This is a genomic window from Deinococcus multiflagellatus, from assembly GCF_020166415.1.
GTDB lineage: Bacteria > Deinococcota > Deinococci > Deinococcales > Deinococcaceae > Deinococcus > Deinococcus multiflagellatus.
The window spans coordinates 1-782 of sequence record NZ_JAIQXV010000069.1; the positions used below are offsets into that span (position 1 = coordinate 1).

Here is a 782-nt window from a genome sequence, read left to right on the forward strand (position 1 = left end):
CTAGTGGTCTGATCGAGAAAAAAGTTGACAGTTTTCTATCAATTTGGTCAAGCCAAAGTTCAAGCAATATCTGAAAGCTCGGCGACATTGCCGTTTGCCGCTTCAGTTAAGTGCTTTCGACGATCAAAAAGGCGCATCCTGTACACCCATTGTCGAGCAGGGCGTTTGCTAAGCCTTCGGAAACAATAGCAGTGGATAAAAGATTCAATTGGCGAAAGATTGAGAGACCTTGAGCGGAATGTCTGTCAATTACAGGATGCGTAATTATTACTGTGTCAGGAGGATTATAGTTCGGTAGAGAGATCTTCACTTCTGTAGTTTGGGTAAGATTGTAGTTAAGCACATCTACAAGCGGCAAATCAATTATGTACACTGTTTCTGATTCGCCAGATCTTGCGCTTATTATATGTGCAGGTATCCACCTATGACTGTCGGAATCGGTGCAATAATCATCAATGACTTTTCTGAACTTTTTACTGTAAAGACGAAGAGGAGTGTCGGTAGTAATATAATCTGGCAAGAATTCGCTATCGTAATGAAAAATAAATTTCTCAGATAAAAGATCGAACTCATCGTAAAGCGTTCGATTTCTTCTTCCTTGCATTATAGCTGCCGAGAACCTCAAATCGTCAGAGTTGGGACAAATCTCATAAAACATTTTACTCTTTCCCCACTAAAATTGCCGGTTATAAATTTCTTGTCTTTACCATGTAAAAGCCAAACACATGGAGCCGATCAATGTACTCATTCTTGTGTCTCTCTATATTTCTGCTCTTCAACCC

The 782-nt window shown here is 40.0% G+C and carries 1 protein-coding gene; it reads right to left on the minus strand.

Features of this window, described 5'->3' with window-relative positions; all coding sequences use genetic code 11:
* Positions 1 to 106 precede the first annotated feature (106 nt).
* Entirely contained in the window at positions 107 to 658 is a 552-nt protein-coding gene (locus K7W41_RS23345) for an imm11 family protein (protein WP_224612944.1), read from the minus strand.
* Positions 659 to 782 lie beyond the last annotated feature (124 nt).